Origin of the sequence: Streptomyces sp. RK62 (assembly GCF_018070255.1) — a bacterium.
GTDB lineage: Bacteria > Actinomycetota > Actinomycetes > Streptomycetales > Streptomycetaceae > Streptomyces > Streptomyces nigra.
Genome location: NZ_JAGPYD010000011.1, coordinates 216,943 through 239,340, shown reverse-complemented (window position 1 = coordinate 239,340; position 22,398 = coordinate 216,943). Strand labels below are relative to the sequence as shown.

Below are 22,398 nucleotides of genomic sequence, written 5' to 3'. Positions count from 1 at the left end.
CCGGTCCCGGGAATAAAGCGGAGACCCCCTCCTGTTACCGCCCTACGCACACCGCACGGCGATTCAGCAGGAGGAAGACGTGGCCGCAGACGACACCGGGGCCGACGGGATCCGGGGCACCGCACACGGCACGGCACCGACCCCGCTGTCCGTGCTGGACCTCGTCACGGTCAGCGCGGGCCACACCGCCACGGACGCGCTGCGCACCAGCGTCGAGCTGTCCCGGCTGGCCGAGGCGCGCGGCTTCCACCGCTACTGGGTCGCCGAGCACCACTCCATGCCGGGCGTGGCCTCCTCGTCCCCGGCCGTGATCCTCGCGCACCTCGCCGCCCACACCGAGCGCATCCGCCTCGGCTCCGGCGGCGTGATGCTCCCCAACCACGCGCCGCTGGTCATCGCCGAGCAGTTCGGCACCCTGGAGGCGCTGGCGCCGGGGCGCGTCGACCTCGGCCTCGGGCGCGCGCCCGGCACCGACGGCGCCACCGCGGCGGCCCTGCGCCGCACCGACCACCTCAACGAGGGCGCCGACGACTTCCCCGAGCAGCTCGCGGAACTGATCCGCTTCCTCGACGACGACTTCCCCGACGGGCACCCCTACCGCAGGATCCACGCGGTCCCCGGCCCCGTGCAGGGCACCTCGCCCGGCGGTGTCCAGTCCACCCACCGGCCGCCCGTCTGGCTGCTCGGCTCCTCCGGGTTCAGCGCCCGGCTGGCCGGTGTCCTCGGGCTGCCGTTCGCCTTCGCGCACCACTTCTCGGCGCGCAACACCGTCCCCGCGCTCGACCTGTACCGGGAGACCTTCCGCCCCTCCGCGGTCCTCGACCGCCCGTACGCCCTCATCGGCGTCGGCACCCTCGCCACCGAGGACGAGAAGGAGGCCCGGCGGCAGCTCAAGGCCGCCGCGCTCAGCATGATCCGGCTGCGCACCGGCCGCCCCGGCCTCGTCCCGTCCGTGGAGGAGGCCGAGGCCTACGAGTTCAGCGAGATGGAACGGGACTTCGCCGACTCCTGGAACGCCAACGTCGTCCACGGCACGCCCGACGAGGTCCGCGCCGGACTGGACGACCTCCAGAAGCGCACGGGCGCCGACGAGTTGATGCTCACCAGCAACGCCCCCGGCATGGACGTCCGGCTGCGCTCGTACGAACTCATCGCCGACGCCTACGGGTTGCCCAGCGCCTGACCCGGTCCGTCTCGGTCAGACCTTGACGCCGAGCAGCTCGGAGATGCGGTCCGGGGACACCGGCCGGGAGTACAGCCACCCCTGGCCGGTGTCACAGCCGATCCGGCGCAGCCGTGAGGCCTGTGCCAGCGTCTCCACGCACTCCGCGGTGACCGTCAGACCCAGTCGGTGGGCGAGCTGGATCATCGCCTCGACCACCACCTCGTCCGCCGGGTTCGGCGTCACCGCCGCCGTGTCGTCGCCCTCGTACTGGAAGCCCCGGACGAAGGCGCCGTCCAGCTTCAGCACGGACACCGGCAGCCGGCTCAGATACGCCAGGTTCGAGTAGCCGGTGCCGAAGTCGTCGATGGCGATCCGGACGCCCATGTCGCTGAGCGCCTGGAGGTCCTGCAGCGGCCGTCCCGCCGAGCCCATCACGGCCGACTCGGTCAGTTCCAGCTGGAGCAGCCGGGGTTCGAGCCGCGTCTCCTCCAGGATCCGGGCCACGTCCGTCACCAGGTCGGAGTCCCAGACCTGGCGGACGGCCACGTTCACGCTCACGAAGATCGGCGGCTCGCCGGGGTGCGCGGCCTGCCAGTCGACGGCCTGCCGGCAGGCCGTCGCGAGGATCCAGCGGCCGAGCGGCACGATCGAGCCGTCCTCCTCCGCCAGTCCGATGAACCGATTCGGCGCCAGGACGCCGAACTGCGGGTGGTTCCAGCGCACCAGTGCCTCGACCCCGCGCAGCCGTCCGTCCTCCATGCTGACCAGCGGCTGGTACTCCAGCGCGAACTCCCCGCGCTCGATGGCCGGCCGGAGCGTGGCGGCGAGCGCCTGACGGGTGATGAGGTGCGCGCTGCGCTCCGGGTCGAAGAGCGTCCAGCGGTCCTTGCCGTCGGCCTTCGCCCAGTACAGCGTGGTGTCGGCGGCCTGCATCAGGGCGGTCGGGGTGGTGCCGGCGGCGTGCCGCTCGACCACGCCGATCGACGCCGACACCGAAAGCCGCCGTCCGGGCAGGTCGAACGGCTCCCGGACGGCCTCCAGCAACGACTCCGCCAGGTCGGCCAGTTGCTCGGTGCCGGTCGAGTCCTCCACGAGCAGCGCGAACTCGTCCCCGCCGAGCCGTGCCACCAGCGGCGGGACGGACCGGGCTCGGCCCGCCTCCTCGGCGCACCGGGTGAGCCGTTCGGCGACGGCGGCCAGCAGCTTGTCGCCGATGCGGTGGCCGAGGGTGTCGTTGATCGCCTTAAAGCCGTCGAGGTCCAGGTAGCACAGGCCGATCCGTCCGGTGCTGCCGCTCTCGTCGTACGACTCCACCTCCAGGGCGGCCGACAGCCGTTCGAAGAAGAGGGTGCGGTTGGGCAGCCGGGTCACCGGGTCGTGCATCTGCAAGTGCCGCAGCCGCGCCTGGAGTTCATGGTGGGCGCTGATGTCGGCGACGGACAGCAGAAGTCCGTCCGACTCCTCGCCGGGCAGCGGCGCGACCGTGACCCGGGCCCACAGCGAGTGCCCGTCCGGGTGCTTGAGGCGGCGTGTGCAGCGCAGTTCGGGCTGCCGGCCGCGCAGCACCTCCCGGTACGCGTGCCAGGTGCGCGCGTCGGAGGCGAGGTCCACCAGGTCGGCGGCGACCGACCCCGCCAGCTCGTCGTGCCCCGTGCCGAGCAGGTCGGCGAAGCTCGGATTGGCCCCGGTCACCAGGCCCTCGCGGTCGACCACCGCCATCGCCAGCGGGGCGGCCCGGAAGGCGGCCGCATAGGGCTGCCCTCCGGTACCCCGGGACGGCTGTTCACCACTCTCTGTGACGGCCGGCCCGATGAGGTCTGCCGCGGGCGCCGGCCCTTCGGACGTTCCGCTCACCGCTCGCTCCCGCAGTGCACTCGATCTTCGGATGGGTCTCATCGGAATGGGTGGCCGGGTGGCGATCCGGTCGCCGGGCCGTGTCCGTGCAGGAAAGTGTCAGGAAAGTGTGCCGATCATAGAGGCTGGCTCAGGGCCCTTCCACCTACTGCTCAGTCTTCCCACGCCGTCCGCGCGTGCGCCAGATCGTTTCTGCCCGCACCTGGACGCCTTCTTAGGGCCCCCGACCAGTTGTGACGTTCCGTGAGCGATCCGGGGTGTCGTCCTGGCGGTTCCTGAGCACTCTCACCCGTCCGGTGCAGCTGAACAGGACGTAGTACGACAATCCGACACAGGCTGGGTGCGGTGTCCCGCGAACCGTTCCCGGAGGTCGTCGTGCCGCGTCAGTTCCCCCTGCTCCGTGGGACGGGCCTGCCGCGGGACCGGCGCCGACTGCGCAGTACGGCAGCGGTGTTCACGACCATGTCGGCGCTCGCGGCCACCTGTCTGATCGCGAGCCCCTCGTCCGCCGAACCCTTCGACGCGGCACCCTGCGCCCTCGCCCGCACCGACGCCCACCACTCCGAGGGCGTGGACACCTGGAACGCCGCCTATCCGCGTCCGACCCGGGCGCTGGACGCGGTCATGGTGTTCCTGTCCTTCCCGGACTCACCGCCGCAGACCACCCCCGCCGAACTGGCCGACGACCACTTCCCGGCCACCAGCCACTTCTTCGAGCGCGCCTCCTACGGCCGGTTCAGCCTGCGCGCTCATCCGATGGGGCACTGGCTGCGCATGCCGAAGCCGTCGACGGCGTACGCCATACAGCGTGACTGGCGGGCCGCCGACCGGGCCGCCTATCTGCGGGACGCGCTCGCCGTGACCGACCCGGAGGTGGACTTCTCCCGCTACGACATCGTGTACTTCGTCGCCGACCCGGACGCGCCCGGCGTCGACTCCGACGCCACGAAGGTCGTCAATCTGGAGACACCGCTGCGGGCCGACGGCACGGACATCCGGCGGGTCGTCACCGTCTTCGAGAACCATCCGCCGGACCGCCTGGTCCTCGCCCACGAGACCGGCCATGTCTTCGACCTGCCCGACCTCTACCACCGTCCGGTGGACGGCAAGGGCGACTGGGACACCTATGTCGGGGACTGGGACCTGATGGGCAGCCAGTTCGGGATGGCACCCGATCTGTTCGCCTGGCACAAGTGGAAGCTCGGCTGGCTGGAACCCCGGCAGGTGGTGTGCGTACGGGGCCTGGGCGCCCGTCCCACCCGGCTCACCCTGGAGCCGCTCGCGGCCGGCGCGGGCGTCCCGGTGCCGGTGGGCGCCGCCGGGGCGCCGGGCTTCTCCGGTACGCCCGGCACCGTGCCGGGTTTCGGGCTGGGCAACGGCATCAAGCTCGCCGTCGTGCCCACCGGCGCCGAGAGCGCGCTGGCCTTCGAGGTGCGCAGCCCGGCGGGCAACGACGTCCAGGCTTGCCGGCAGGGCGTGCTCGTCTACCGGGTGCGCAGCCAGACCGAGTCCGGCGGCGGGCCCATGGAGGTGCTCGACGCCCATCCGGGCACCGAGGCCTGCTGGGAGGAGTCCGTCTATCCGCCGCTCGCGGACGCGCCGGTCGGGCTCGGCGAGAGCTTCACCGTGCCGGAGGACGGGGTGCGGGTGGAGGTGGAGGGGCGGACCGTCTCGGGGGCGTGGACGGTGAAGATCACGACGGTGGGGTAGCGCCCGCGCTCACTCCGGGGTCGCGCGAGCGGACCGTGAACGCGCCGCGTGGGGCGGTGCGCCCGGTTGCGGAAGGGGCGGCTCTCTGCAACGGCGCCGCCGGACCCATGCGAAAAGCCCCCCGCTCGCGCGAGGGGCTTCTCACTGTCTGTGCGCCGCCAGGGACTCGAACCCCGGACCCGCTGATTAAGAGTCAGCTGCTCTAACCAACTGAGCTAGCGGCGCCTGCTGACGTCGTAGACCTTAGCACCCTGATCGGCGTGAGGAAAAATCGATATCCGCACGGCCGCCCGGGCCGCCCGCACGGCCGCCCACAGCACCACCTCCGGGCCCGGTAACCAGGGATTACGTGTGTCCGGCGCCACCAGCCAGCGGGAGTCGCGCGGGGTGCCGGCGGCGGTCTGCGCGTCGGTCGCGGCGGGGACCGTCACGGCGTCCCCGGCGCCGTGGCACAGCAGCGGCGGGATGCCCTCGGTGCGGCCGAAATCCTCCCATCGCAGGAGGGAAGGCAGCCGCTGGGCGGTGCCCGGCGCGGCGAACATCAGCAGCCGGCCGCGGTGGGCGGCGACGGGGCCGGAGCCCGGGCCCTCGTCCCACAGCCGGTCGAGCATCCGGCGCCCGAAGACGGCGGGCGCGCTGACGACGTCGAAGACCGAGCCGCAGGGCAGGACCACGGGCGCCTCGGGGCGCTCCCGCCACAGGGCGAGCGTGCTGCGCGGATACGTTCCTGCGGAGGCGAGCCAGGCGGCGCCGTCGCGGGTGACCCCGGTGACGTCGCAGCGGTCGTCCTGGATGAGTACGTCCCGTGTGCTGCTCATGACGTCTACATCTACCGACGGTGAGCGCCGGGTGCCGCTGGGTTGCCGAAAGGCGGGACAGGCGCGGGCGCGACCGGGTATCGTGCCCGCCCGCCTGGCATATGCCGATCACACGGTCGCCCGGTCGCATGGCCGCCCGTTCCGATGGTCGCCCGGTCACACGGGGTCGACGGTGCCTGCTCCCTCGACGCCCCGCAGCAGATCCCTGCCGAACTCCACCATCTTCTTGGCGTAGTCCTCGGTCCACTCCGCCCGCTCGGCGATGTCCGCGGCGGTCAGCCGGTCGAACCGCCGGGGGTCCGCGAGCTGGGCCGCCGCCATGGCCTGGAACTCCATCGCGCGGTCCGTCGCCGCCCGGAACGCCTGCGTCAGCTCCGTCGCCCGGGCCAGCAGCGCGCGCGGGTCGTCGATCGACTCCAGGTCGAAGAAGTGCTCCGGGTCGGCCGCCGCCTGGGTGGGCTCGAAGAGCAGGGGCGCGGGGCGTAGCCGCGGTTCGTTCCTGTGCGGCGTGGGCTCCGCCATGTCGTGTCCTCCTCGTACGTCACCGATCCCCGGTACCGATACCCACCCTCGCGGGCGCGCACCGCGGCGAACCGGTCCATCGTCCATTGTCCCGCGCCGACGCAAGGGGGCACGGGGTCGCCCGTCCCGCCGATCCCCAGGATTTCCAAGGCACCCGGGCTCGCGGATGTTCCGCCCGGAGGACCGGGTGACGTACCTCCCACACGTTGACGCGTGCGCGGGCGTCAGGGCGGGGGGCACGGGGCGCGGCGGGGTGTGTCACGGCCGTGTCGCGCCGGGCGGACGGGGGCGTGTCATGGCCGTGTCGGCCGGGGTGCCTCAGGGCTGCCAGGCCACGCGGTGTTCGGCGAGGCGGGCCAGGACTGCGTGGTTGGCTTCCCAGCCGTCCGGGGCTGTGTTCTTCGGCCGCCTCCGGCGGCGTGCCGGACTCCGTCCGGCGGCCGGGTGGGGCGGTGGCGCCCGCCGGCCGGGCGGACGCGTCACGGCCGTGTCGGCCGGGCGGGCCGGGGTGGGTCAGGGCCTCCAGGGCACGCGGTGTTCGGCGAGGCGGGCCAGGACTGCGTGGTTGGCTTCCCAGCCGTCCGGGAACTTCACCAGGGTGCCGAGCTGGACCGGTTCCGTGGACGGGTAGTCGTCCAGGAGTTCTCCGACGCCTGCCCGGCAGACCACGATGCAGGCGTGGCGGTGGCGGGAGGTCAGGACGCACAGGCGGCCCGTCTCCAGGTGGAACGCCGTCGCGTCGGGGCGGCCGGACAGCGGGTGCAGGACCACCGTCACGTCGTACTCCCGGCCCTGGAGCCGGTTGGCGGTGTCGACCGTGACGTCCGTCACCCCCAGCTCCGTCAGGGCCGCGCGGACCGCCGCCGCCTGATCCCGGTGGGCCGTGCCGACCGCGATCCGGGCGGCCGTCAGCGGCACCGGCTCGGGGGAGCGTTCCGAGACGGCCGCGCCGCCCCGGTCCAGCAGACGTCGTACCACCAGCGCGACCGCCCGCACCGCCTCCGGTTCCGTGCGCGGGGTGTGCCGCGCGGGGAGCTCCAGCAGCCCCCAGCCCGACTCGGCCGCCTCGTCGATCACCCGGTCCGGGCCGGAGCCGTCCGACGCCACGCCGAAGGAGAGCCGGCGATCGCCGGGACCGGTCCCGCTGCGGAACGGCGTGTACGGGTAGAACGCGTCGGACACCAGGGGCGCCGCCGACGCGGGCAGCCGCCAGGACACCGGGAGCCGGTGCTGGGGCAGCTCGGGGTTGTGGGCCAGCAGCGTGGTCACGGCGGACGCCGACGGGTCGTACGCCAGGCCCGCCCACTGCTCGCTGCCGACGATGGAGAACGGGTCCAGCTGGCCGGGGTCCCCGACGAACAGCGCCCGCTCGAACAGCCCGGCCACGGCGAGCAGCGCGTCCGAGCGCATCTGGTACGCCTCGTCGACGATCGCGTGCGGCCAGGGCTCGTCGGTCTTCACATGGCCCCACTTGGCCGCCGTGGAGACGACGACCGGCATCCCCGCCAGGTCGCCCGCCTTCGCGGAGGTGCGGACCTGCGGCAGCTCGTCCAGCTTCTTGTCGTAGGCGTCGGCCTCACTGCTGTGCAGACGGCCCACGGGCAGCTCGGGACTCTTCGCGGCGAGCGACTGCACCAGGTCGTCCACCTGCGCGTTCGTCTGCGCCACGATCATCAACGGCCGCCCCGCCTCGACGAGTTCCAGAGCCGCGCGCACCACGAGCGTCGACTTGCCGGCGCCGGGCGGGGAGTCGACCACGACGCCGCGCGCGGTGCCGTGCAGGGTGTCGTGCAGGATCGCGCCGGTGGCCTCGGCCGCCGCGGCACCCGGGTCGAACGTGACGGTCACAGGACGTCCTCCTCGGTCAGCGGATCGGCGGCCTCGGGCGCCTGCTCCCCGGGCGGGCCGCCATGCGTCCACGGTGTCTGCTCCGGGTCGGGCAGCTTCGCCCCGCCCCGCTGCTCGTGCTCGAACAGCGTGAAGCACACCCGGTCGCCCTTCTGCGGCACCGAGCCCTCCTCCGGCTCCTTGCCGCGGCCCATCTTGTCCAGCACCCGCAGCACCACCAGGAGATCGCCGTCAGTGTCGGCCTCTCCCTCGTAGCCGACGAACTCGGCCGACTGCGGCTTGCCGCCCAGCGAACGGAACACCTTGGCGCGCTCGCCCAGATGCGGCCGGTCCTCGGTGCGGACGGTGACCAGCGGCCGCGGGCTGGGCCGCTTGCCCTCGCTGTACGCCATCACGACATCGACGACCTCGCCCGCGAACGCCTCCCCGGCCAGCCGCCGCCCCGCCATGACCAGCGGGTCGTCCAGCGCCTCCTGCGCCTCCAGGCGGGCCTGCTCCCGCTCGCGCGCGGCCAGTTTGTTCGCGGCGGTCACCGCGTCGTCGTGGCGCGGCTGCGGGGGTTCCCCGGCGAGCACCCGGTCCCGGTGACCGGTGAACGACCAGCGGTCGCGGGTCCACCGCTCCTCGACCCGGGAGCCCTCCGGCAGCTCCCGCACCAGGTCGAGGCCCCGCCACACCGCGTCCCAGGTGGGCCGGGTCCGGCTCTCGACGAGGGCGCGGATCTCCCGCTCGGCGGCGGTGAGGTCGCCGAGCCGGGCGTCGGCCTCCAGCCCGTCCTCGGCGGCGGCGAGGGCCGTACGCGCGCGGTCGTAGCGCTCGATGGCCGGGGCCAGCAGCTTGTTGTCGAACGCCGGGTCGGTGGCGGGGCCGGCCGGCGGGCACAGCAGCTGCCCGTCCCGGTCCCGGGCCAGCTCCGCGCGCAGGGCCGCCTCCGCGCCGGACCCGCCCTCGGGAGGGTCGATCCAGGCGAGGAGCGCGCCCAGGTGCTGGTCCTCCAGGGTGGACTGGCCGGTCGCCCAGTGCCGGGTCAGGACGTCCGTCATGGCCAGCAGCAGCGACGAGCCGGGCACCCGGGCCCGCTCGCCGAAGTGCGTCAGCCACCGTCCGAGCAGCGGCACGCGCGGGGGCGCCGGATAGGGCGTCTCCGGGTCCTGCTCGGCCGTCCGGCGGAACCGCATCGAGCGGCCCAGCAGCCGGACGAACTCGATGCCCGCGCGGCTCGGCACGATCAGCTGCGGGGCGTCCGCGCACAGGTCGACCTCGACCTTGACGCGCTTTCCGGTCTCCGGGTCGGTCTCGGTGCGCTCGGCCGCCTCCACGGCCTCGGCGTGCGCGTCGACGTACGGCAGCACGACATCCGCCAGCTCGGCCAGGAACGCGAACCGCAGGTCCCGGTCGCGCGGCTGGGCCACGACCAGCAGATGCGGGGCGTCCCGGTCGGTGCCGACCAGCGCGCCGAGCGGGGCGCCGGCCTCGCCCGCGGTGGTGAGCGGCACGAAGACCAGCGGCCGGCCCGACAGATGCCGGTGCCGCACGGTCGCGGCGGGCTGGGCGCGGCCGGACTCGACGGCCTCCAGCCGGGCCAGCGTGGAGATCAGGGACACGGGGCAGCCTCCTTCGCCGCGAGGGCCTCGGCGCGCAGCCGGGCCGCCCGGCGCAGGGCCGCGACCGCCGGGTCGTCCGGGTCGCCGGAGGTGCCGCGGGCCGCCGACAGGACGTCCTCCACGGTGGTGAGGGCGCCGAGCTCGGCCCGCACCGAACGGCCCAGCGAGGTCACCGCGCCGGACGCGCGGGAGCGGGCCCGGCAGTGGAACGCCAGCTCGCACGCGGACAGGCACTCGGGCGCGTAGCTCGCCGGGACGGACTCGACGGCGGCCGTCAGCTCGGGGGCGGGCAGCTCGGGCGAGAAGCAGGTGCCCTCGGGCAGGGCGGCCGCGATGTCCTCGATCCGGGTCAGCCGGGCCAGTTGCCGGGCGGTCACCGCGCGCTGCTTGCGGATGTCGACGGCCGCGGCCGTGGGCAGGTTGGAGAAGTCCTTCGGGCAGACGAGCAGGACGCGGTGGCGCACCCGCGGGGCCGGGAGCGCGCCCGCGGCGAGGCGGCCGGCGGCCTCCTCGAGGGCCAGCACGTACACGGCCGCCTGCCGGGCCGCGGCGCCGACCTTCGCCGGGTCCGCCGAGCCGTCCAGCATCGGGAACGACTTGATCTCCACGACGGTCCAGCTGCCGTCCGGGTGCACGACCACCGCGTCCGGCTCCAGGTACGCCGGCGTCCCGGCCACGTCCAGGGCGAGCATCGGGTGGTCCAGCAGGGTCCACTCGCCGGGCGCCTCGACGGCCTCGCGCAGCTCCAGCTCCGTACGGGCCGTCCGCCCCTCGGGACCGGTCGCGGTGAGCTCGGGCACCCGCGCGCGGGTGGGCGGCTCGGCCCGGCGGTCCAGCCGCTCGTGCACCAGCCGCAGCAGCTCCGCGCCGCCGTCCGCCTTGACCTTGGCCTCGAAGGCGTTCCCCCGGGTGAAGGCGAACTGCGACTGGCCGAAGGCCGACGGGGCGCCCAGGGCACCGGCGAGCGCCGCCTTGTTCACCCCGGCGCCGTCCAGCAGGGCGCGCCGTCTGCAGCCCGGGTTGGCGGCGAGGGCCGCCAGGGCCCGGGCGTCCAGCGCCTTCGCGGGGACGTCGGGACCGCGCAGCTCAGCGAGCCGGTGCCGGAGCCCCGTCCCCCGCGTCCTGGGGGGCGGCACTCGGCTCGGCTCCGGATCCGAACCGGGACTCGCGCTGCCGTGGAATTCGCTCACCCGCGGAAGTCTGGCATCCGGCACTGACAACCGGGGCGGGGGTGTCGCCCGGGACCGCCGTGGCGGCGGCGCCGGACGCGGCGGAGGTGACCGCGCGCCGTGTGGCGTACCAGGAGCGCACACGCTCGGCGGCCCGCAGCACGTACGGCGTCAGCAGCAGGCCCACGCCCATCACGGCCGCCCCGGCGACCGCGTCGAGGAAGTAGTGGTTGGCGGTGCCCATGACCACGATCGTGGTGATCAGCGGGTAGGCGACGGCGGCCGTCTTCGCGAGGCGCGTGCCGCCGTGGCGCCACAGCATGACGCCGCACCACAGCGACCAGCCGACGTGCAGGCTCGGCATGGCGGCGTACTGGTTGGTCATCCCGCCCATGCCCCGGGGGGCGCTCGCCTCGCCGCCCCACCAGCCGTACGAGCTGTACTGGGCCATCGTGTCGACGAAGCCGTGGCCCTCGGCGAGCAGCCGGGGCGGGCAGGTGGGGAGCAGCGTGAAGCCGATCAGGCCGATGAAGGTCGACGTCATCAGCCAGGTGCGGGCCGCGCGGTAGCGCACGGCGCGGGACCGGAACAGCCAGACCAGGATCACGGGCGTGACCAGGTAGTGCAGCGTCGCGTACCAGAAGTCGGCCGGGACCCCGATCCACGGCTCGCGCGTGAAGAGCCGGTTGAGGGGATGCTCCGCGTTGAGGAAGAGCGCCTTCTCGATGTCCAGGATGGCCAGGCCGTGGTCGACGGCCGTGCTCACGTCGCCCCGCGCGAGCAGACGGCCCGCCGAGTAGCAGGCGTAGACCAGCAGGATCAGCGGCAGCTCGGTCCACCAGCGCAGGCGGGTTCGAGGCGTCGCCTCCACGCCAGCTATGTCGGCGTGCGGCATCCGATCGCCTCCCCCTTCTCGTCACGGCGTCCGGTGGACAGGTCGTGACACTTTACGGTGTGCGCGGGCGCGCCGGTCGGGCGCCCTGAGCCACTAGACGCAGAGATCGCCCCGCGGGTTGCCCCGGCCGACCGTACGCGATGATGGACGGGTTCCACCGCTCGTAGCTCCCGGAAGGTCCCCCGCACATGGCACCGCGCATGCTGCTGGCCCGGCACGGACAGACGTCCTGGTCGCTGGCCGGAAAGCACACCGGAAGGACCGACATCCCGCTGCTGGAGGAGGGCCGCCGGGGCGCGAAACTGCTGGGCGAGCGCCTGCACCGCGCGCCCTTCGACGGGCTGGCGGACGTCGAGGTGCGCACCAGCCCGCTCTCCCGCGCGCGGGAGACCTGCGACCTCGCCGGCTTCGGCGAGCGCGCGCGGGACTGGGACACGCTCATGGAGTGGGACTACGGCGACTACGAGGGCATGACGCCGGCGGAGATCCAGGCCGTCCGGCCCGGCTGGCTCATCTGGCGCGACGGCGTGCCCGGCGGCGAGAGCCTGGCCGAGGTCACGGCCCGCGCCGACGAGGTCGTCGCCTGGGCGCGCGAGGCGGACCGGGACGTGCTGGTCTTCGCGCACGGGCACGTCCTGCGGTCCATAGGGGCGCGCTGGCTGGGGCTGCCTCTGGACTTCGGGTCCCGGCTCCGGCTGAACCCCACCGCGCTGTCGGTGCTGGGCTGGGCCTACGGCGAGCCCGCGATCGAGAGCTGGAACGACCTGGGGCACCTCAGCCCCTGACGCCCGCCGTCCGCGGCGTTCCTCACGCCGTGCGCGGCAGCGACGCGTGCCGGTCGAGGAACGCCGACACCCCGCTCGCGCGCCGGTGCGGCAGCAGCACCCGGGCCGTGCCGGCCAGCATGGTCTGCACCCGCGACGACTGCACCTGGTCCAGCAGGTCCAGCACCCGCATCCCGGCCGCGGCCGCCTCGTCCGGGCTGCCGCCGCGGGCCAGGTCGTCCGCCAGCTCCGCCGTGTAGAGCGCGATGTTCCGGGTGAAGTGGGGGTCCTGCAGGTGCGCCGCGCGCCCCGCGTGCCGCGCCGCGCGCCGCCAGTTGCCTAGCGTCGACCAGCACTGCGCCTCCAGGATCTCCAGCTCGGCCTCCCCGTAGAAGCTCATCCACTCGGGATCGGCCTCCGAGGGGCCCCGCTGGTAGAGGGCCTGCGCGCGTACGAGCGCCTGCTCGCAGCCGGTGCGGTCGGCGAGCCCGGCCCAGCCGCCCGCCTCGCGCAGCGACAGCAGGCTCATCAGCCGGTTCGAGCCCAGGGAGCGTGCCACGCGCTGGGCGGCCTGGGCGGCGCGGACCGCTTCCCGGGGCCGGCCCGCGTCCCGGGCGAGGAAGGAGGTGTTGCAGAAGGCGTGCGCCTCCAGGGCCGGGTCCCCGGCCATCCGGGCGGTCGCCAGGGCCTCCGCGTAGTGCGAGCGCGCGTCGTCGAAACGGCCGGAGTCATGGGCCAGCCAGCCCACCGAGATGGCGAGTTCCCCCGCGCCGGAGTGCAGCCGGTCACCGGCCGCCTGCCGGGCCGTACCGGCGTCGAGCAGTTCGTACGCGGCCCGCAGCGGAGCGGCCGCGCGCCGGTAGAGGCCGTCGGCGCCGTGCCGGTCGTCCAGCAGCCGGATCCGGCGTACGGCGTCCTCGAGCGCGCCGGCCTCGCGGACCCCGACCCTTCTGTACGGGCGGTCCGTGGCAGCGGCGTCGTGGGCGAGGCCCAGGGGGCCCAGCGAGGCGGCGGCCACCGTGGCGCCCCCACCGGTCATGAATGCGCGACGCAGCACGTCGCTCTCCTCGTGGTTCTCGTGGTTCTGCGCGGTGCCGAACGGCACGTGCGCGGCGTACGGATCCTGCGGGTTCATACGGTCGTACGGCTCGTGGGCCCCTCTGGTCTCACCGGTGGCGTGTGCCGGGCGCGTGGTGTGTGCGCCGGGCGCTTCCTCGTCCGCGCGCGCCCGGCGTCCGCGTACGGACGAGCGGGGCGCGAAGCCGAGGTCGGTGAGCGTGCGGCCGGGGAACATGTGCAGGAACACCCGTTCGTACGCGTAGTTGGGACAGCGGATCTCGCCGGCCTCCACCCGCCCGATGTAGCGCGCGTCGCAGCTCACGCGCTCACCGATCTCGCGACCCGCCCGGCGGACCGCCGCGGCGAACTCGGCCGGCGAGTGCTGACCGCGCAGCTGCCGGAAGGCGGTGTTCGGCCGCGATGGCCTGGGGGGCTGGGACGAGGTCAGATCTGACGACGCCATGGCCGGGTCCTCTCGTGCGAACCGTCGAACCATGCCGGGGTGCGGGACGGGACGGACCGTGATCCGGTGATGCGTGAGCCGTGATCTCCGGTCCAGGGGACGCCCTTGTCCCCGGCGGGCAAGAACGTACCTGCTGTAGCGAAGCCGCCACGCAGTGTTTAGCTACAAAACGGATATCTCATCCGTGATCTGCCATGAACTGCCATCCTTTGCGGCGGACTTCTGCCGTAGCCGTTGACGCCGTCCCGCGTTGAACTCTTCGGATCTGCTGAAAGGGTTCCGTGGTGGTGGAGGTCGGGATGGAGACCAGCCAGAGCAGCGTTTCCCGGGCCGCGTCGACCGCGGCGGGACACACGCCGACCGGGGAGTGCAGTGAGCCGCCGGGCGCGGGGTGCGACGTGGTCACCGTCCCGGCGCGCCAGGGCCTCGAGGCGGTCGACATCCTGCGGCGCGGAGCCGGGGACGGCGTCGGGCCCGTCCTGCACGACGACGGCTGCGACACCCTCGGCTTCGTCGTCCCGCCCGGCACCGCCGCCGCCTGGGACGTCCCCGGCAGCACCTGTACCGAGACGGACGGCCGGGGTCTGAGCCTGGACGCACACCCCGAGCCGCCCGTCGACGGATCCGACTGGCTGCTGCCGCCCGGCGAGGCGGACCTCGCAACCGACCCCGCGGTGCTGCGGGCGGCGCTGGGCGAGGCCGCCCGCCTGATCCGCGCGGCCGACGACTGCCGGTAGCCGCCGTCCGAGCCGTGGGGCGGCGAGGGCCGCGATAATGGCCGCATGGCAAAGTCGAGGAAGTCCCGGCGCGGAGCCACCGCGGCCTCCGTCGCCGAGACGGTCGACGGCGGGCTGGCGGAGCTGATACCCGACCCCGACCGGGCGCGGGCCTGGACCCTGCTCCTCGACGGGGCGCCCCAGTCGCACGTCGACCTGGACGACCCCGCCTTCCTCTCCTTCGAGTACCAGCGTCGGCTCGGCCATGTCATCGACCTCGTCGCCCCGCCCGGCAGGCCCGTACGGGCCGTGCACCTCGGCGGGGGCGCGCTGACCCTCGCCCGCTACGTCGCCGCCACCCGGCCGCGCTCCACCCAGCAGGTCGTCGAGCGGGACGCGCCCCTCGTCGAACTGGTCCGCCGGGAACTCCCGCTGGACCGCACCGCCCGCATCCGGGTGCGCTCCACCGACGCGCGCGAAGGGCTCGCCAAGGTGCCGGACGGCTGGGCCGACCTCGTCGTCGCCGACGTCTTCAGCGGCGCCCGCACCCCGGCCCACCTCACCTCGACGGAGTTCCTCGACGAAGTGCGCCGGGCGCTCGCGCCGGGCGGCTGGTACGCGGCCAACCTCGCCGACGGCCCTCCGCTCACACATCTACGCGGCCAGATCGCCACGGCCGCCGCCCGGTTCGCCGAACTTGCCCTGGTCGCCGACCCCACGGTGCTGCGCGGCCGGCGCTTCGGCAACGCGGTCCTCGTCGCCGCCGACCAGCCCCTCCCGATTCCCGAACTCACCCGCCGCGCGGCCTCCGACCCCCACCCGGGCCGCGTCGAACACGGCCGCGCGTTGCGGGACTTCACGGGTGGCGCGACGCCGGTGACGGACGCGTCGGCGGTGGACTCCCCGGCTCCACCGGCGTCGGTGTTCACGTAGGGCGTCAGCTGGTCAGAACTGCCGCTGATTCACGCCGGGTGGGAGCAGGCAGGGGGTGCGGACGGCGAAGGAGAAGCGCTGGGGCTCATCCTCGCCAAGACCGACTGTGTCCGCCTCGACCGCATAGTTGTTCTTCTTGTTGCGAGCCCAGAGCATGGCCGACTCGTAGGCGTTCTTGAACTCTCGGTAAGCAGTCACCTCATAGTCCCGCTCCGTGAGTTCGCTGCGCAGTCGGCGCACGATGCGCGTGTGGTCGGTGGCCGGGGCCGGGGAGTAGATGTAGTAGAAGAGGCTGTACCGGCCGTCCTCGGCGACCTCGTCGTTCTTCCCGAGGCAGTCCTCGAAGTGCACCTTCTCCGTGTCCGGGAGCAGCTTCACGTCGGTGAGCTCGGCCATGGATGCGGTGGATTCCCTGGCCCACCGCAGGGCGTCGTCCTTCGCCTTCCGGGGCAGCGGCGCGTTGGGGTCCTCGCTTCCGGAGGTGCAGGCTGCCGTCAGAAGCAGGGCGGCGAGCAGCGTGACGACGCCGGACGTCCGAGACACGTTCGGTTCCTCTCAGCCGGTTAGAACTGCTGCTGCTTCGCATCGGGCGGAAGCATGCAGGGAGTGCGTACGGAGAAGGACAGCGCTTGGGGCTTTGCCTTGCCGGAGCCGACGGTCTCGGCCGTGACACGGTGGAAGGTCTTCTTGTCGTTGGCCCTGAACACCGCCGACTTGGACGCGTTCTTGAACAGGACCGCCCCTGGTCGTCGTGTGGCCGCTCAATACGTCCCGATCTCCACCCGAGGCGGCCCGTCGTGCCAGGTGCAGAAGACCGACACCCGGTCCGCGCCCGCGCTGAACTCGACGCGGATCCACGACTCCGTCTTCCACACCTGCATCGACCAGCCGGCGCCCGGCGCGGCCGAGACCAGGGACGCGGAGGCGGTGCCGATGTCGAAGACGACCCGTCCGCCCTCGGTGTCGTAGCTCTTGACCTGGCCCGAGGTGTCCGGGGAGGAGGCGGGGCTGGAGGTCTTCGGCGGTGGGGTCGAGGGGGCGGAAGTGCTGGGCTTGCGGGTGGGCTTGGGGGAGCGCGGGGACGGACTCGGCGACGGGGTCGGCCGGTTGGTGGAGGACGCCAGCGGCTCGGAGTCCTCCGTCGTCACGTCCGCCGCCGTGATCGGCAGGGCGCGCGGCCGGTCGTAGACCGTCCCGGCCATCACCGTGTGGACACCCCACCACGACAGCGTGACCGCCGCGCCCGTGGCGAGCGACCACGCGAGTACGTGTACGACTCCTCTGTGCATCGCGGGCCATACTGCCTCACGCGCCCCACGGGTGTCGCGTCGCCGTCCACAGTCATCGAGTTGTCCACAGGCCCCGACCGGTCTCACCGGCATGGCGTACGGTGCGGCGCATGGCAAGTGTGCTCGTGGTCGAGGACGACCAGTTCGTGCGCTCGGCGCTCATCCGGCACCTGACCGACGCCGCCCATACGGTGCGCAGCGTCGGCACCGCGCTGGAGGCGCTGCGCGAGGTCGCCCATTTCCGTTTCGACGTGGTCATCCTGGACCTCGGACTGCCCGATCTGGACGGCTCCGAGGCCCTGAAGATGCTGCGCGGCATCACCGACGTCCCGGTGATCATCGCGACGGCACGGGACGACGAGACGGAGATCGTCCGGCTGCTGAACGCGGGCGCGGACGACTATCTCACCAAGCCCTTCTCCGTCGAGCACCTGTCGGCGCGAATGGCGGCCGTGCTCCGCCGGGCCCGGGCCGCCGGGGTGGAGGCGGCACCCTCCAGCGTGCTGCGCGTCGGAGGCCTGACCGTCGACCCGCTGCGCCGCCAGGCCGAGTTGGACGGAGTGCGCCTCGACCTCACCCGGCGCGAGTTCGACCTGCTCGCCTTCCTCGCCGGACGCCCCGGCGTGGTCGTCCCCCGCAAGGAGCTGCTCGCCGAGGTGTGGCAGCAGTCCTACGGCGACGACCAGACCATCGACGTCCATCTGTCCTGGCTGCGCCGGAAACTGGGCGAGACGGCGGCCAGCCCGCGCTATCTGCACACCCTCAGGGGCGTCGGCGTGAAGCTGGAGCCGCCGGCCGAGCGGCCCTTCGGCGCGGAGAGCACGGGGGAGCCGGCACGATGAGATGGGCACTGGTCAAGGTCTCCCTGGCGGTCACCACCATGGTCGTGCTCGCCTTCGCCGTTCCGCTCGGACTCGTCATCCGCGAGATGGCCCGCGACCGCGCCTTCTCCAACGCCGAGCGCCAGGCCGCCGCCGTCGCCCCGGCGCTGTCCATCACCACCGACCGGGACCAGCTGGAGCGCGTCGTCGCCTCCGCCGGGTCCGACTCCGGCATGGCCGTCCACATCCCGGCGTCGGGGAAGACCGCCGCCGTCGACCTCGGCCGGCGGCGGGCCGCCGACGGGGACATAGCGACCGTGCGCCGGCTGGGCCGCGCCTCCACCACCGAGGTCCCCGGCGGGTCCACGCTGCTCCAGCCGGTCGCGCTGAGCACCGGCGAGATCGCCGTCGTCGAGGTGTACGTCCCCGACTCCGAGGTCACCAACGGCCTCGCCACCGCCTGGGCCGTCCTGGCCGGTGTCGGTATCGCCCTGATCGTCGGTTCGGTCGCCGTCGCCGACCGGCTCGGCGTCCGTATGGTGCGGCCCGCCCAGCGTCTGGTCGAGGGCGCGCACGAACTGGGCGAGGGCAAGCTCGGCGCCCGCGTCCCCGAGGAGGGGCCGACCGAACTGCGGCTCGCGGCGGTCGCGTTCAACGCGATGGCCGACCAGGTCGTCCAACTCCTCGCCAACGAACGGGAGCTGGCCGCCGACCTGTCCCATCGGCTGCGCACCCCGCTGACCGTGCTGCGGCTGAACGCCGCCTCCCTCGGCGACGGCCCGGCGGCCGAGCAGACCCGGGCCGCCGTGGCCCAGCTGGAGGGCGAGGTCGACACCATCATCCGCACGGCACGCGAGGCCAAGCCGCAGACGGTCGCGGCCGGGCCCGGCGCCGGATGCGACGCGGCCGAAGTGGTGCGCGAGCGGATGGCGTTCTGGTCGGCACTGGCCGAGGACGAGGGCCGCAAGGTGCGCGTGGCCGGCGTGGACCGACCTGTGCGGATACCCGTGGCCCGGGCGGACCTGGCGGCCGCGCTGGACGCCCTGCTCGGCAACGTCTTCCGGCACACCCCCGAGGGCACCGCCTTCGCGGTCGACGTGCACAACGGCGAGGACGCCGTGATCGTGCTCGTCTCCGACGCCGGGCCCGGCATCGCCGACCCCGAGGCAGCCATGGCGCGCGGCCACGGCTCGGGGAGCGCCGGCTCGACCGGGCTCGGCCTGGACATCGTGCGCCGGCTCGCGGAGTCCACCGGCGGCGACGTACGGATCGGCTCGTCGGTGCTCGGCGGGACCGAAGTACGCCTGTGGATACAGCTCGACGGCCGGGCACCGGTCCGCAGAGGGCACCGCGGTGCCGTACGGCGCCGCAGACCCGGACGACTGGTCTCGACCTTTAACCGCTCCCGATCCCTTCCTTAAGCGCACCCTAAGGTCCCCGGCCACCGCCCGGATCAGGACCTTTGTCCGAATCCCGATCGCTAGCGTGCTGCCGCACCCACCCCCCACTCCCGAACAGCGAAGGCAGACACGCGATGAGCACCCACCGGCGCAGGATCAGCGGCAGGAACAAGGCGATCGGCGGTCTCGTCGCGGCGGCCGTGGTCGGCGGCGGCGCGCTCGTGGTCACCGGGACCGCCCAGGCCGCCGGTGCCGGTGCCGTCTACACGAGGACCAGCGACTGGTCGACCGGGTACACCGCGCAGTACGTCGTCACCAACGACACCGGCGAGGTGAAGAAGGACTGGAAGCTGGAGTTCGACCTGCCGTCCGGCTCGAAGCTCAGCTCCCTGTGGAACGCCGAGTCGAGCGTCCGCGACGGCCATGTCACCGTCACCCCGCCGAAGTGGGACACCGACGGCCTCAAGCCGGGCGAATCCGTCACCATCGGCTTCGTCGTCAACGGCACCGCGTCGCCGAAGAGCTGTCTCATCGACGGCGCCAAGTGCTCCACGGACGACACCGCGACGCCCGAGCCGAGCGGCCGTCCCACCGAGACCACGACCCCGAAGCCGACCCCCACGGCGACGGCACCGGAGCCCACCGCGACCCCCTCCGGTTCCGCCACCCCCACCGGCAAGCCCTCCCAGAGCCCGGGCACCGGCACGAAGGCATCCGCCGGCTTCGCCCCGTTCGTCGACACCTCGCTGTACCCGGCGTTCGACCTGGCCGCGAGCGCGGCGGCGACCGGCGTGAAGGACTACAACCTCGCCTTCGTCACCGACGGCGGCGGCTGCACCCCGAAGTGGGGCGGCGTCACCGACATCGGCGCCGACGCGGTGGCCGCCCAGATAGGCGACCTGCGCGCCAAGGGCGGTGACGTCCGTATCTCCTTCGGCGGCGCGGCCGGCAGCGAACTCGCCACGACCTGCTCCTCGGCGGACGCGCTGGCTGCGGCGTACGGCAAGGTCGTGGACGCCTACCAGCTGACCAAGGCCGACTTCGACGTCGAGGGGGGCGCGCTGCCCGACAAGGCGGCCAACACCCGGCGGGCACAGGCGATCGCGAAGCTCCAGAAGCAGCACCCCGACCTGGACGTCTCCTTCACCCTCCCGGTCATGCCGGAGGGCCTCACCCAGCCCGGCGTCGACCTCCTCGCCGACGCCAAGCAGAACGGTGTGCGGATCGGCGCCGTCAACATCATGGCGATGGACTACGGCCCGGCGTACAGCGGCGACATGGGCGACTACGCCGAGCAGGCGGCCACCGCCACCCAGGCGCAGATCAAGGGCGTCCTCGGGCTGTCCGACGACGCCGCCTGGAAGACGGTCGCGGTCACCCCGATGATCGGCGTCAACGACGTCGTCACGGAGATCTTCAAGGTGGACGACGCCAAGCAGCTGGTGGACTTCGCCAAGTCCAAGGGCCTGGGCTGGCTGTCGATGTGGTCGGCGACCCGGGACCAGCAGTGCGCGGGCGGCGAGAAGCCGGCCGCCGACGCCACCTGCAGCTCCATCCTCCAGGACAAGTTCGCCTTCTCGAAGGCCTTCGCGGCCTACAACTGACCCCTCACGACTGCCCCTTGGCAGATGACGGCCTTCAACCGAAGGCCGGCCACCGACGGCGCCGGGCTCACGCCCGGCGACGCGCGGCCCGCGCGCGACCGAGCGGGCCGCGCCACCCACGGGGGGCGCGCCCCGGCCGGCCTTCCCCCCATCCGGCCGGGGCGCGGCGCGTCCCCTATCCGCGCCGCGCCCCGCCCCCCGCTCCCGGCCCGAAGGACCGGTCTAGAAGACCTCGTCGACCTCGGGCAGCGTGCCCGTGCGGGCGGCCTTGCCGTACCAGTGGGCGCTCGACTTCGGCGTCCGCTCCAGCGTCGTGTAGTCGACGTACACCGCGCCGAACCGCTTCTCGTAGCCGTACGCCCACTCGAAGTTGTCCAGCAGGGACCACAGGAAGTAGCCCCGGACGTCCGCGCCGTCGGCGATCGCGCGGCGGACCTCCGCGAGGTGGCCGTGCAGATAGGCGATGCGCTCCGGGTCGTGCACCCGGCCGTCGGGGTCGGGCTTGTCGTCGTAGGCGGCGCCGTTCTCCGTGATGTAGAGCGGCAGACCCGGCACCTCGCGCTCGTAGCGCATGATCAGGTCGTACAGCCCGGTCGGGTCGATCGACCAGCCCATCGCCGTACGGTCGCCGGGCGGCTGGTGGAACAGCACGTCGTCCGCGGCGGGCCACGGCGAGTGCTCGCTCGCCCCGTGACCGTCGGCGCGCGGCCCGGAGTGGTCGGGGCCGGCCGCGGAGACCAGCGCCGGGGTGTAGTAGTTCAGGCCCAGCGCGTCCAGCGGCTGGTTGATCGTGGCGAGGTCGCCGTCCTGGACGTACGACCAGTCGGTGAGCTGCCGGGTCGCCGTGAACAGGCTCTCCGGGTAGGCGCCGTGCAGGATCGGGCCGTGGAAGATCCCGTTGGCCAGGTCGTCGATCTTCCGCGCCGCCGCCAGGTCCGCGGCGTCCTGCGTCAGCGGGCGCACGGTCGAGGAGTTCAGGCTCAGCGCCACCGTGTTGCGGGCGGGCATCACCGAGCGCAGCGCCTTGGCGCCGAGGCCGTGCGCGAGGTTGAGGTGGTGGGAGGCGCGCAGCGTGGCGACCGGCTCGGTGCGGCCCGGCGCGTGCACACCGGAGCCGTAGCCCAGGAAGGCGCTGCACCACGGCTCGTTGAGCGTGATCCACTGCTCCACCCGGTCGCCGAGCGCCTCGCCGACGATCTGCGCGTACTCCGCGAAGCGGTACGCCGTGTCGCGCTCCGGCCAGCCGCCCGCGTCCTCCAGCTCCTGCGGCAGGTCCCAGTGGTAGAGGGTGACGGCCGGCTTGATGTCCTTGGCCAGCAGCTCGTCCACGAGCCGGCGGTAGAAGTCCAGGCCCCGCTGGACCGCGGGCCCGCGTCCCGTGGGCTGCACCCGGGACCAGGAGATCGAGAAGCGGTACGCGCCCAGGCCGAGGCCGGACATCAGCGCCACGTCGTCGCGGTAGCGGTGGTAGTGGTCGACGGCCACGTCACCGTGATCGCCGCCGGCCGTCTTGCCCGGGGTGTGGGCGAAGGTGTCCCAGATCGACGGTGTGCGTCCGTCCTCCCGCACCGCCCCTTCGATCTGGTACGCCGAGGTGGCGGCGCCCCAGAGGAAGGTGGAGGGGAAGGACACGGGGGACATGGGCTCAGGCATGGAAGCGCTCCCATAGGAGGTCGTGGAGACCGACGAGTACGGGGGGAGGGGGAGGGGGTTGGGCCGGGGGCCGGGGCGACGGTGACGCGGCCCCCGGGTGGCCGTGCGACG

The 22,398-nt window shown here is 73.5% G+C and carries 19 protein-coding genes and 1 tRNA gene; 8 read left to right on the top strand and 12 right to left on the bottom strand.

What is annotated here, in order from left to right; translation table 11 throughout:
* The first annotated feature begins 79 nt into the window (after window positions 1–79).
* Complete coding sequence (locus KBY32_RS22610; RefSeq protein WP_055623426.1) at window positions 80–1,183, top strand: LLM class flavin-dependent oxidoreductase; 1,104 nt, start codon at window positions 80–82, stop codon at window positions 1,181–1,183.
* A 15-nt stretch (window positions 1,184–1,198) separates the two neighbouring features.
* On the opposite strand, the gene KBY32_RS22605 is transcribed toward KBY32_RS22610, so the two are convergent.
* Window positions 1,199–3,061: an EAL domain-containing protein gene (locus KBY32_RS22605; protein WP_210981378.1), complete on the bottom strand. Its 1,863-nt coding sequence runs from the start codon at window positions 3,059–3,061 to the stop codon at window positions 1,199–1,201.
* A gap of 303 nt (window positions 3,062–3,364) precedes the next feature.
* On the opposite strand from KBY32_RS22605, the gene KBY32_RS22600 reads away from it, so the two are divergent.
* Window positions 3,365–4,729, top strand: coding sequence for a M6 family metalloprotease domain-containing protein (locus KBY32_RS22600; protein ID WP_181890479.1), 1,365 nt, complete (start codon window positions 3,365–3,367; stop codon window positions 4,727–4,729).
* A 151-nt stretch (window positions 4,730–4,880) separates the two neighbouring features.
* Here the strand turns inward: KBY32_RS22600 and KBY32_RS22595 are convergent.
* The 7 genes from KBY32_RS22595 to KBY32_RS22565 form a co-directional block, all read right to left on the bottom strand.
* Window positions 4,881–4,954 (bottom strand) — tRNA-Lys (locus KBY32_RS22595).
* Window positions 4,945–5,547: a bifunctional DNA primase/polymerase gene (locus KBY32_RS22590; RefSeq protein ID WP_210981377.1), complete on the bottom strand. Its 603-nt coding sequence runs from the start codon at window positions 5,545–5,547 to the stop codon at window positions 4,945–4,947. Before KBY32_RS22590 ends, KBY32_RS22595 begins: the two co-directional genes overlap by 10 nt.
* A gap of 156 nt (window positions 5,548–5,703) precedes the next feature.
* Window positions 5,704–6,069: a hypothetical protein gene (locus KBY32_RS22585; RefSeq protein ID WP_055623427.1), complete on the bottom strand. Its 366-nt coding sequence runs from the start codon at window positions 6,067–6,069 to the stop codon at window positions 5,704–5,706.
* A 513-nt stretch (window positions 6,070–6,582) separates the two neighbouring features.
* Complete coding sequence (locus KBY32_RS22580; RefSeq protein ID WP_210981376.1) at window positions 6,583–7,917, bottom strand: AAA domain-containing protein; 1,335 nt, start codon at window positions 7,915–7,917, stop codon at window positions 6,583–6,585.
* On the bottom strand, window positions 7,914–9,521 hold the full coding sequence (locus KBY32_RS22575; protein WP_210981375.1) for a hypothetical protein: 1,608 nt from the start codon (window positions 9,519–9,521) through the stop codon (window positions 7,914–7,916). The genes KBY32_RS22580 and KBY32_RS22575 overlap by 4 nt, the downstream gene beginning before the upstream one ends.
* A complete protein-coding gene (locus KBY32_RS22570) occupies window positions 9,512–10,657 on the bottom strand; it encodes a hypothetical protein (protein WP_115508518.1) in 1,146 nt (381 codons plus the stop codon). The genes KBY32_RS22575 and KBY32_RS22570 overlap by 10 nt, the downstream gene beginning before the upstream one ends.
* Entirely contained in the window at window positions 10,608–11,585 is a 978-nt protein-coding gene (locus KBY32_RS22565) for a phosphatase PAP2 family protein (protein ID WP_055623431.1), read from the bottom strand. Before KBY32_RS22565 ends, KBY32_RS22570 begins: the two co-directional genes overlap by 50 nt.
* Before the next feature lie 188 nt (window positions 11,586–11,773).
* Here KBY32_RS22565 and KBY32_RS22560 point away from each other — a divergent pair, with 188 nt between their 5' ends.
* Complete coding sequence (locus KBY32_RS22560; protein WP_055623432.1) at window positions 11,774–12,370, top strand: histidine phosphatase family protein; 597 nt, start codon at window positions 11,774–11,776, stop codon at window positions 12,368–12,370.
* A 22-nt stretch (window positions 12,371–12,392) separates the two neighbouring features.
* Here the strand turns inward: KBY32_RS22560 and KBY32_RS22555 are convergent, their stop codons facing one another.
* Window positions 12,393–13,871 (bottom strand): hypothetical protein, encoded by a 1,479-nt coding sequence (locus KBY32_RS22555; protein WP_210981374.1) that lies wholly within the window; start codon window positions 13,869–13,871, stop codon window positions 12,393–12,395.
* A gap of 299 nt (window positions 13,872–14,170) precedes the next feature.
* On the opposite strand from KBY32_RS22555, the gene KBY32_RS22550 reads away from it, so the two are divergent.
* Together KBY32_RS22550 and KBY32_RS22545 are read left to right on the top strand one after the other, a co-directional pair.
* Entirely contained in the window at window positions 14,171–14,608 is a 438-nt protein-coding gene (locus KBY32_RS22550; RefSeq protein WP_247689826.1) for a hypothetical protein, read from the top strand.
* A 45-nt stretch (window positions 14,609–14,653) separates the two neighbouring features.
* Entirely contained in the window at window positions 14,654–15,520 is an 867-nt protein-coding gene (locus tag KBY32_RS22545; protein WP_210981373.1) for a spermidine synthase, read from the top strand.
* A gap of 12 nt (window positions 15,521–15,532) precedes the next feature.
* Here the strand turns inward: KBY32_RS22545 and KBY32_RS22540 are convergent, their stop codons facing one another.
* Both KBY32_RS22540 and KBY32_RS22535 read right to left on the bottom strand, forming a co-directional pair.
* Complete coding sequence (locus tag KBY32_RS22540; protein WP_210981372.1) at window positions 15,533–16,063, bottom strand: hypothetical protein; 531 nt, start codon at window positions 16,061–16,063, stop codon at window positions 15,533–15,535.
* 218 nt (window positions 16,064–16,281) lie between these two features.
* Window positions 16,282–16,809, bottom strand: a complete 528-nt coding sequence (locus tag KBY32_RS22535) for a hypothetical protein (RefSeq protein ID WP_210981371.1) — start codon at window positions 16,807–16,809, stop codon at window positions 16,282–16,284.
* Between the two features lie 110 nt (window positions 16,810–16,919).
* Between KBY32_RS22535 and KBY32_RS22530 the strand changes: the two genes are divergently transcribed.
* The 3 genes from KBY32_RS22530 to KBY32_RS22520 all read left to right on the top strand — a co-directional run bounded on the left by KBY32_RS22530 (window position 16,920) and on the right by KBY32_RS22520 (window position 20,634).
* Window positions 16,920–17,651: a response regulator transcription factor gene (locus KBY32_RS22530; RefSeq protein WP_055623437.1), complete on the top strand. Its 732-nt coding sequence runs from the start codon at window positions 16,920–16,922 to the stop codon at window positions 17,649–17,651.
* On the top strand, window positions 17,648–19,051 hold the full coding sequence (locus KBY32_RS22525; protein WP_055623438.1) for a HAMP domain-containing sensor histidine kinase: 1,404 nt from the start codon (window positions 17,648–17,650) through the stop codon (window positions 19,049–19,051). Before KBY32_RS22530 ends, KBY32_RS22525 begins: the two co-directional genes overlap by 4 nt.
* Before the next feature lie 113 nt (window positions 19,052–19,164).
* A complete protein-coding gene (locus tag KBY32_RS22520; RefSeq protein WP_115508526.1) occupies window positions 19,165–20,634 on the top strand; it encodes a cellulose binding domain-containing protein in 1,470 nt (489 codons plus the stop codon).
* A 222-nt stretch (window positions 20,635–20,856) separates the two neighbouring features.
* On the opposite strand, the gene KBY32_RS22515 is transcribed toward KBY32_RS22520, so the two are convergent.
* Window positions 20,857–22,275: a GH1 family beta-glucosidase gene (locus KBY32_RS22515; RefSeq protein ID WP_374224983.1), complete on the bottom strand. Its 1,419-nt coding sequence runs from the start codon at window positions 22,273–22,275 to the stop codon at window positions 20,857–20,859.
* Window positions 22,276–22,398: the final 123 nt, after the last annotated feature.

Excerpts from the sequence above, each read along its gene's own strand:
- KBY32_RS22560 (WP_055623432.1), top strand. The coding sequence starts at position 11,774 with ATGGCACCGCGCATGCTGCTGGCCCGGCACGGACAGACGTCCTGGTCG.
- KBY32_RS22545 (WP_210981373.1), top strand. The coding sequence starts at position 14,654 with ATGGCAAAGTCGAGGAAGTCCCGGCGCGGAGCCACCGCGGCCTCCGTC.
- KBY32_RS22520 (WP_115508526.1), top strand. The coding sequence starts at position 19,165 with ATGAGCACCCACCGGCGCAGGATCAGCGGCAGGAACAAGGCGATCGGC.
- KBY32_RS22515 (WP_374224983.1), bottom strand. The coding sequence starts at position 22,275 with ATGTCCCCCGTGTCCTTCCCCTCCACCTTCCTCTGGGGCGCCGCCACC.
- KBY32_RS22605 (WP_210981378.1), bottom strand. The coding sequence starts at position 3,061 with ATGAGACCCATCCGAAGATCGAGTGCACTGCGGGAGCGAGCGGTGAGC.
- KBY32_RS22535 (WP_210981371.1), bottom strand. The coding sequence starts at position 16,809 with ATGCACAGAGGAGTCGTACACGTACTCGCGTGGTCGCTCGCCACGGGC.
- KBY32_RS22530 (WP_055623437.1), top strand. The coding sequence starts at position 16,920 with ATGGCAAGTGTGCTCGTGGTCGAGGACGACCAGTTCGTGCGCTCGGCG.
- KBY32_RS22585 (WP_055623427.1), bottom strand. The coding sequence starts at position 6,069 with ATGGCGGAGCCCACGCCGCACAGGAACGAACCGCGGCTACGCCCCGCG.
- KBY32_RS22550 (WP_247689826.1), top strand. The coding sequence starts at position 14,171 with ATGGAGACCAGCCAGAGCAGCGTTTCCCGGGCCGCGTCGACCGCGGCG.
- KBY32_RS22555 (WP_210981374.1), bottom strand. The coding sequence starts at position 13,871 with ATGGCGTCGTCAGATCTGACCTCGTCCCAGCCCCCCAGGCCATCGCGG.
- KBY32_RS22565 (WP_055623431.1), bottom strand. The coding sequence starts at position 11,585 with ATGCCGCACGCCGACATAGCTGGCGTGGAGGCGACGCCTCGAACCCGC.
- KBY32_RS22590 (WP_210981377.1), bottom strand. The coding sequence starts at position 5,547 with ATGAGCAGCACACGGGACGTACTCATCCAGGACGACCGCTGCGACGTC.
- KBY32_RS22525 (WP_055623438.1), top strand. The coding sequence starts at position 17,648 with ATGAGATGGGCACTGGTCAAGGTCTCCCTGGCGGTCACCACCATGGTC.